Origin of the sequence: Streptomyces botrytidirepellens, from assembly GCF_003721215.1 — a bacterium.
Lineage (GTDB): Bacteria > Actinomycetota > Actinomycetes > Streptomycetales > Streptomycetaceae > Streptomyces > Streptomyces himastatinicus.
On sequence record NZ_RIBZ01000714.1, the window covers coordinates 1 to 7,738 of the forward strand.

Consider the following 7,738-nt stretch of genomic DNA (forward strand, 5'->3'; position numbering starts at 1 on the left):
AACGCCGGAGAGGCTGGGGTGGGGCATCTCCGCCCCGGACCCGGCTGGGGCTCCGCCCAGACACCGCTCCTCAAACGCCGGAGGGGCTGGGGGTGGGCATCTCCGCCCCGGGCCCGGCTGCTCAAGCTTCCCCCAGTTACCGCTGGGGGTGCCTGGAGGGGCTGGGAATCCAGCCCCTCCTGCGGTTGAGGGCAGCTGGCTCAAAACCGGCGGAGCATGGGGCCGCGGGCCCGGCGGCTAGCCCAGGGCCGACTTCACGGCGTCGGCCAGGCGGCCGGCCACCGAGCGGGCCTGGTCGATGTCGGCGGCTTCGACCATGACGCGGACCAGGGGCTCCGTGCCCGAGGGGCGGAGCAGGACGCGGCCCGTCTCGCCCAGTTCGCGTTCGGCCTCGGCGACGGCGGCGGCCAGGTCGGCGCTGCTGGCGACGCGGGACTTGTCGACGTCGGGGACGTTGATCAGCACCTGCGGCAGGCGCTCCATCACCCCGGCGAGGTCGGCCAGGGTGCGGCCGGTCGCGGCGACGCGGGCGGCCAGGAGGAGGCCGGTGAGGGTGCCGTCGCCGGTGGTGGCGTGGTCGAGGGCGATGACGTGGCCGGACTGCTCGCCGCCGAGGGCGTAGCCGTGCTCCTTCATCTCCTCCAGGACGTAGCGGTCGCCGACCGCCGTCTGGACCAGCTCGACGCCCTCGCGCTGCATGGCGAGCTTGAAGCCGAGGTTCGACATGACGGTGCCGACGACGGTGTTCCCGCGCAGCGTGCCCGCCTCGCGCATGGCGAGGGCGAGGACGGCGAGGATCTGGTCGCCGTCGACCTCGCGGCCGACGGAGTCCACGGCCAGGCAGCGGTCGGCGTCGCCGTCGTGGGCGACGCCGAGGGCGGCGTCGTGCTCGACGACGGCGGCCTGGAGCCGCGCCAGGTGGGTGGAGCCGTAGCCGGCGTTGATGTTGAGGCCGTCCGGCTCGGCGCCGATCGTCACGACCTCGGCCCCGGCGCGGGCGAACGCCTCCGGGGAGACCCGGGAGGCGGCGCCGTGGGCGCCGTCGATGACGACCTTGAGTCCGTCGAGGCGGTTGGGGAGGGCGTCGACGAGGTGGGCGACGTAGTTGTCGAAGCCCTCCGCGTAGTCGCGCACCCGGCCGACCCCGGCGCCGGTGGGCCGGTCCCACGGCTCGCCGGAGGCGTGCGCGCGGCAGGTGGTCTCGATGCGGTCCTCCAGCTCGTCGGCGAGTTTGTGGCCGCCGCGGGCGAAGAACTTGATGCCGTTGTCGGGCATCGGGTTGTGGCTGGCGGAGAGCATCACGCCGAGGTCCGCGTCGAGCGCGCCGGTCAGGTGGGCGACGGCAGGCGTCGGCAGGACACCCACCCGCAGCACGTCCACGCCCGCGCTGGCGAGCCCCGCCACCACGGCGGCCTCCAGGAACTCCCCGGACGCGCGTGGGTCCCGCCCGACCACCGCCACCGGCCGATGGCCCTCGAAGGTTCCCACCTCGGCGAGCACGTGCGCCGCCGCGACCGACAGGCCGAGCGCCATCTCAGCCGTCAGATCGGCGTTCGCGACGCCGCGCACACCATCCGTACCGAAGAGTCGTCCCACTGGTGTCCTCCGAGATTACGAGCTGTGGGGGCAGAAGCTTGCGTGGAGATTGATAGACGCTTGCCTGTAGGTATACGCCCCCTGGTGGCGATAGCCGAACGCCCCGGAGGCACGGGTGGTGCCGCCGGGGCGTGTCGACGAGCGGCGGAAGCCGCCGAACCGCGTGGTGAAGCGGATTAACGCTTGCTGTACTGCGGCGCCTTACGGGCCTTCTTCAGACCGGACTTCTTGCGCTCGGTGGCGCGGTCGTCACGGGTCAGGAAGCCGGCCTTCTTGAGCGGGCCGCGGTTGTTGTCCACGTCCGCCTCGTTCAGCGCGCGGGCGATGCCCAGGCGCAGCGCACCGGCCTGGCCGGAGACGCCACCACCCGCGATGCGGGCGACGACGTCGTAGCGGTCGTCCAGCTCGAGCACCTTGAAGGGCTCGTTGACTTCCTGCTGGTGCACCTTGTTGGGGAAGTACTCCTCAAGGGTGCGACCGTTGATCTTCCACTGGCCGCTGCCCGGCACGATGCGGACACGGGCCACGGCGTTCTTGCGGCGCCCGGTGCCGGCGGCCGGCTGCGGGTCCCCGAAACGCGAGGCGAGCGACTCGGAGGTGTACTCCGACTCGATCGTCTCCACGCTCTCGGTGGTGTACTCCTCGACATCGAGGGGGGTCTCGGCGGTGGTCTCGGCCACGATGCTCCTCAGCTTCTCTTCGTCTTAGGGGGTGGCCGGACTTACTGCGCGACCTGGGTGATCTCGAACGGGACCGGCTGCTGAGCAGCGTGCGGGTGCTGGTCGCCCGAGTACACCTTCAGCTTCGAGAGCATCTGACGGCCCAGGGTGTTCTTCGGGAGCATGCCCTTGATGGCCTTCTCGACGGCCTTCTCCGGGTTCTTGTCCAGCAGCTCGTCGTAGCGGACGGAGCGCAGACCACCGGGGTAGCCCGAGTGGCGGTACGCCATCTTCTGGGTCCGCTTGTTGCCGGAGAGGTGCACCTTGTCGGCGTTGATGATGACAACGAAGTCACCCGCGTCGACATGCGGCGCGTACACCGGCTTGTGCTTCCCCCGGAGGAGGGTGGCGGCCTGGGTAGCCAGACGGCCGAGGACAACGTCGGTGGCGTCGATGACGTGCCACTGACGCTGCACGTCGCCGGGCTTGGGGCTGTACGTACGCACGGTCGTAGCCTTCGCTTCTTCAGTGAGTGTGGTCCTGACAAGGCCACCCGGACGATCACGACAGCCCTGGCCGCACCTCGGTGACGCATTCCGAGTGCCTGCCGCTGGTCATCGGCCCGGTGAACCGGCGTAACGGCCACTCACGTGAGAACGAGCAAGCCAATACGCATAACGAACTGGCAGAATACCGGCCCGCACCCACGGGGGTCAAAACGCCTCCCCCAGCTGTCACCCGGTCCCCGACGGGTCCCCGGTGTCACCTGCCGGGATTAGGATGCGCGCCATGAGCTTTGGGCAAGGGGGGCCGTACGGGCCCGGGGGATCTCAGCCGCCTCAGTCGTCTCGGCCGTCGACGCCGGACTGGGCCGCTATGGCAGATCACACCGCCGCGCGCGGCCGGCGCCGCCGATGGCTCTTCATCGGGGGCGCGGTGCTCGCGACGGCGGCCGTCGGGGCGATGGTCGCCACGGCGGTGGTCAGCAGCAACGATGGCGGCGGCTCCTCGGACGACTCGGCGAAGCACCTGCCCTCGCAGCCGACGCTGCCGCGCGAGTCGCAGTCACCCGAGCCGTCGTTCTCCAACGTCGCTCCCCCGGCGCCGCCCAAGCCGCTGGACATCATCTCCGACGCGAAGCGGGACAAGGCGCCGCTGAGCGCCAGGACGCTCTTCCCCGACGAGGAGGCCGCGAAGGAGGGCCGCTCGTACGCGAAGGCGGCGACCTCCTCCACGGCGAGCTGCGCGGCGGGCACCCAGGGCGCCCTGGGGTCGGTGCTCAGCGGCAACGGGTGCCGCAAGCTGCTGCGCGCCACCTTCTCCCGGGACGGCGTGGCGGTCACCATCGGCGTCGCCGTCTTCGACGGCCGGGCGGGCGCGGAGAAGGCGAAGGACGGGTACAAGCCGAACGTGGCGTCGCTGTCGGGCGGCGGTGTTCCGTCGTTCTGCCGCCAGACGGCGTGCCGCACCTCGGCCAACGCGATCGGGCGGTACGCGTACTTCACGATCTCCGGGTACACCTCGGGGAAGAAGGTGACGACGGCGGACACCAAGGCGCTCCAGGCCGGGCGCGACATGGCCGACTACACCTTCCGCCGCATCCTGGCCCGCGGCAACGCGCAGGCGTCGGCGGCCGCCGGCTCCAACGGCTGACGGCGACGCCCACGGGGGCGTCCGGAGGGGGGTTCCATGGCGGAGCTGGTGGGGTTCCGGCTCGGCGACGGTACGGCGAGCGTGATCGTCGAGGTGGAGGACGACGAGCCGGGGGTGCGGCTGGCCGCCGGGGGCCGGAACGGGATCCCCGATGCGAGCGCGACCTTCGACGCCGGGTTCGCCCGGGTCCGGGAGGCGGCCGCGCGGGCACTGACCCAGCTCAGCACGCTGCCCGAGCCGCCGTCGACGGTGGAGCTGGAGTTCGGCGTGAAGCTGAGCGCCCAGGCCGGGGCGGTGATCGCCAAGACCGGGGTGGACGGCCACCTCAAGATCAAAATGACTTGGGAGCGCGATCGCGACCGACCCGCCGCGGAGGACGAGGGCGCGGACGAGGACGGGTGACGGGCGCCTCACCGAGGGGCGCCTCACCGAGGGCCGCGTCACCGAGGGCCGCGTCACCGAGGGCCGCATCGTTCAGGGCCGCGTCGTTCAGGGCCACATCGCCGAGCGGCGCGGCGTCGCGCGGCGTATCCACCGGGGCGGCGTCGGCGAGCGCCGCGTCGGCGGGGGTCGCCGGGGCGGACATCGGGGGCGGCGCGTCCTCCGGCGGGATCACCGCCGTCAGCTCCGTCACCGGCTCCTTCTCCTCCCGGCGGTCCAGCTGGCTGCGGTAGATCGTCACGCCTCCCATGACCAGCGCCGCGCTCAGCACCCCGATGACGCCCGGCCCCAGCAGCCCCGAGTCCCCGCCGGTCTCCACGGCCATCACCAGGACCGCCACCGGGGCCCGCACCACCGGCCCGAGGCAGGCGGCCATGCCCACGATCACGAACATCGCCGGGCTCCGCGGCGCCAGCCCGAGCGGTTCGGCCAGCCGCCACACCGCGGCCCCGACGCCCGCGCCGATCACGAACCCGGGGCCGAAGATGCCGCCCGATGCGCCCGAGCCCACGGTGAGCGCGGTGCCGACGATCTTCGCGAGGGGCACCAGCAGCACGGCCCAGAGGGAGAGGCCGAGCAGCACGTCCCGCTCCATCTCGCCCTCCATCAGCCCGTACCCCGTGCCCAGGACCCCCGGGACGAGCAGGCCGAGGCAGCCGACCGCGAGGCCCCCGGCGACGGGGAACAGCAGCTTGCGGACGGTCGTACGGGAGCGCGGCTCCACCCGGTCGTGGACCCAGTAGAAGGCCGCCGCGTACAGCCGCCCGGCGCCCCCGGCCAGCAGTCCGATCACCACCAGCAGCGGCAGGTCCCCCAACCCGATGGCCCCGCTCACCGCGTGCTCGCCGAAGACCGGGCCGAAGCCGAAGCAGAGGCCGAACGCCGCGTACCCGGCGGCGGAGGCGAGGAGCGCCTTGGGGACGACGCTCACGTCGGCGTCCTTGCGGTACAGCAGCTCCGCGCCGAGCAGCGCCCCGCCCAGCGGCGCCCGGAACACCGCCCCGACCCCGGCCGCCAGGCCGATCACCACCGCGGTACGGGCCTGGGCGGGGGTCAGCCGGGCGCGGCGGGCGAAGACGGAGCCGAAGGCGGCGGAGATCTGGGCGGCCGGTCCCTCCGTACCGGCGGAACCGCCGGAGCCGATGGTGAGCGCGGAGGCGACCATCTTCACGATCGTCACCCGGCCGCGCATGCCCAGCGGCGCGTGGTGCGCGGCGGCGATGGCCGCGTCGGTGCCGTGCCCGCCCGCCTCGGGGGCCAGCCAGCGCACCAGGGCCGCGGCGGCGAGGGCGCCCCCGGCGACCACGAGCGGCACCGCCCAGGGTCGCTCGAAGGAGGACGCGACGTCGAAGCCGCCTTCGACCGTCGTGCGGTACGGGTGGTAGCCGCCGAGTTCGCCGAGCACCCAGTGGGTGCCGAGCTTCAGCAGGCCGAACAGGCCCGCCGCGCCCAACCCCGCGACCGCGCCGATGCCGACCGCGAGCAGCGCCCATCGGGCCAGGGTGTCCCCGCCGGGTTCGTCGCCCGGGAGCCATTTCTTCCGCCCGGACCCGCCATATCGTAGGCTTGGCACTGGAGCTCCCTCGGGCCGGTATGCACCATCTTCACTTCTTCACGGTCCATATTGGCATCCCCACAACGTTCCTGACGTTGATTCACACACTGATTCGAGGGGGAGACAATGCACGGGATCACCGGCGAGCGGGAGCCTCTTATGCCGGATCTGACCGGCCTCCCCCTGGACGACATCCTGAGCGGTTCCAGCAGTGCGCTGGTCAACGCCCTGCACCGGGTCGTGGACGAGGTGGCCGCGGCCGAACCCGCCATATCCGCCTATGACTCGGGCGCCCAGCTCCTCCCCACCGGACCGTCCGACCGGCCGTGACCCACGGCTTATCGAACGAACGCTTCTGGCCCGATGACGCCCTGGACGTACCGGGCCTGCGGGCCGCGGGGGTGCCCCGGCTGCCGTTCCGCGAATTCCTGCTGAAGGTGCACAGCCGGTGCAACCTGGCCTGCGACCACTGCTACGTGTACCAGGGCGCCGACCAGAGCTGGCGCGACCAGCCCCGCGCCATGGCCTGGCCGACCGCCGAGCGCACCTGCCGCCGCATCGCCGACCACGCCGCCGCGCACCGGCTGCCGTCCGTGCGGGTGCTGCTGCACGGCGGTGAACCGCTGCTCGCCGGGGCGGAGTTCCTCGGCAGGCTGGTGCGGCGGCTGCGCGCCCTGCTGCCGCACCACACCCGGCTCGACGTCCTCGCCCAGACCAACGGCACCCTCGTCGACGAGGCGGTGCTGCGGCTGTGCCACGACCACGGCATCCTGCTCGGCGTCAGCATGGACGGCGACCCGGCCGTCCACGACCGGCACCGCGCCCGCGCGGACGGCGGCGGCAGCCACCAAGCCGTCGCCGACGCGCTGACCCTGCTGGGCCGCCCGGAGCACCGGCCGCTGTGGGCCGGGGTGCTGTGCACGGTGGACGTCACCGCCGACCCCGCCGCGACCTACCGCCATCTGATGTCGTTCGCGCCCCCGGCGATCGACCTGCTGCTGCCGCTCGGGCACTGGGGCAGCCCACCGCCCGGCCGCACGGCCGACCCGCGCCACGTGCCGTACGCGCGCTGGCTGACCACGGTCTTCGACCTCTGGTACGGGGCTCCCGAGCAGACCGTCCGGCTGCCGTTCTTCGAGAGCGTCCTCGATCTGCTGCTCGGCGGCACCAGCCGCGTGGAGTCGGTGGGCGGCGGCCCGTCCCGGCTGGTGGTGGTCGAGACGGACGGCCGGCTCACCCAGTCCGACCTGCTCAAGACGGCGTACGCGGGGGCGCCGGACACCGGGTGCGATGTGTTCCGGCACGGCCTGGACGACCTGCTCGACCATCCCGGGATCGTGGCCCGCCAGCTGGGGCGGGACGCCCTCGCCGCCGAATGCCGGGCCTGCCCGGTGGAGGCCGTGTGCGGCGGCGGGCTCTACCCGCACCGCTACCGGCCGGGGGCGGGGTTCCGCAACCCCTCGGTCTACAGCCCCGACCTCAAGGCGTTCATCCGCCACGTCGCGGACGTCGTCCGGGCCGACCTGGCCCGTCTGTCGGGCGCCGGAACCGTCCGGTGAGCCGCTTCCTCGCCCCCACCCCGGCCGATCTGGAGTCTCTGGGGCGCGGCGACGGCCCGGTCCGGCCGGAGCTGCTGCGGGAGGGCGCCCGGAGCCGGACCCTGCTGCTGCTCCGGGCGCTGAAGGATCTGGGGGGCGACGACGGGACGGCGGCCGGGCTGGCGCTGCTGGCCGACGTCCAGCGCCACTCCCCCGCGGCCTTCGCCGCGGCGCTGGACCTCCCGGCGACGGGCGCGTGGGCCGCGTACTGCGTCCGCGCCGCGAGCGCCGCGGGC

The 7,738-nt window shown here is 73.3% G+C and carries 8 protein-coding genes and 1 pseudogene; 5 read left to right on the forward strand and 4 right to left on the reverse strand.

Going from position 1 to position 7,738, the window contains the following annotated elements; genetic code table 11:
• Nucleotides 1–237: 237 nt before the first annotated feature.
• The 3 genes from glmM to rplM all read right to left on the reverse strand — a co-directional run bounded on the left by glmM (nucleotide 238) and on the right by rplM (nucleotide 2,761).
• On the reverse strand, nucleotides 238–1,596 hold the full coding sequence (gene glmM, locus EEJ42_RS36675) for a phosphoglucosamine mutase (protein ID WP_123106511.1): 1,359 nt from the start codon (nucleotides 1,594–1,596) through the stop codon (nucleotides 238–240).
• Nucleotides 1,597–1,772: 176 nt separating this feature from the next.
• A complete protein-coding gene (gene rpsI / locus EEJ42_RS36680; RefSeq protein WP_123106512.1) occupies nucleotides 1,773–2,276 on the reverse strand; it encodes a 30S ribosomal protein S9 in 504 nt (167 codons plus the stop codon).
• 41 nt (nucleotides 2,277–2,317) lie between these two features.
• Entirely contained in the window at nucleotides 2,318–2,761 is a 444-nt protein-coding gene (gene rplM, locus EEJ42_RS36685; RefSeq protein ID WP_123106513.1) for a 50S ribosomal protein L13, read from the reverse strand.
• Nucleotides 2,762–3,044: 283 nt separating this feature from the next.
• On the opposite strand from rplM, the gene EEJ42_RS36690 reads away from it, so the two are divergent.
• Nucleotides 3,045–3,908 carry a hypothetical protein gene (locus tag EEJ42_RS36690; RefSeq protein WP_123106514.1) on the forward strand — a complete coding sequence of 288 codons (864 nt, stop codon included), beginning with the start codon at nucleotides 3,045–3,047 and terminating at the stop codon, nucleotides 3,906–3,908.
• 36 nt (nucleotides 3,909–3,944) lie between these two features.
• On the forward strand, nucleotides 3,945–4,310 hold the full coding sequence (locus EEJ42_RS36695) for a CU044_2847 family protein (protein WP_123106515.1): 366 nt from the start codon (nucleotides 3,945–3,947) through the stop codon (nucleotides 4,308–4,310).
• On the opposite strand, the gene EEJ42_RS36700 is transcribed toward EEJ42_RS36695, so the two are convergent.
• Nucleotides 4,240–5,922, reverse strand: a complete 1,683-nt coding sequence (locus EEJ42_RS36700) for a chloride channel protein (protein ID WP_123106516.1) — start codon at nucleotides 5,920–5,922, stop codon at nucleotides 4,240–4,242. The genes EEJ42_RS36695 and EEJ42_RS36700 overlap by 71 nt on opposite strands.
• Nucleotides 5,923–6,063: 141 nt before the next feature.
• Here EEJ42_RS36700 and fxsA point away from each other — a divergent pair, with 141 nt between their 5' ends.
• The 3 genes and pseudogenes from fxsA to EEJ42_RS36715 all read left to right on the forward strand — a co-directional run.
• Nucleotides 6,064–6,234 carry an FxSxx-COOH cyclophane-containing RiPP peptide gene (gene fxsA / locus EEJ42_RS36705; RefSeq protein WP_184503449.1) on the forward strand — a complete coding sequence of 57 codons (171 nt, stop codon included), beginning with the start codon at nucleotides 6,064–6,066 and terminating at the stop codon, nucleotides 6,232–6,234.
• Nucleotides 6,231–7,463 carry an FxsB family cyclophane-forming radical SAM/SPASM peptide maturase gene (locus tag EEJ42_RS36710; RefSeq protein ID WP_246097605.1) on the forward strand — a complete coding sequence of 411 codons (1,233 nt, stop codon included), beginning with the start codon at nucleotides 6,231–6,233 and terminating at the stop codon, nucleotides 7,461–7,463. Before fxsA ends, EEJ42_RS36710 begins: the two co-directional genes overlap by 4 nt.
• A pseudogene (locus EEJ42_RS36715) lies at nucleotides 7,460–7,738 on the forward strand (hypothetical protein); the annotation flags it as partial. The gene EEJ42_RS36710 and the pseudogene EEJ42_RS36715, both read left to right, overlap by 4 nt.

Bases quoted from the DNA above. Each gene is read 5' to 3' on its own strand.
- EEJ42_RS36690 (WP_123106514.1), top strand. From the start codon at position 3,045: ATGAGCTTTGGGCAAGGGGGGCCGTACGGGCCCGGGGGATCTCAGCCG.
- EEJ42_RS36695 (WP_123106515.1), top strand. From the start codon at position 3,945: ATGGCGGAGCTGGTGGGGTTCCGGCTCGGCGACGGTACGGCGAGCGTG.
- fxsA (WP_184503449.1), top strand. From the start codon at position 6,064: ATGCCGGATCTGACCGGCCTCCCCCTGGACGACATCCTGAGCGGTTCC.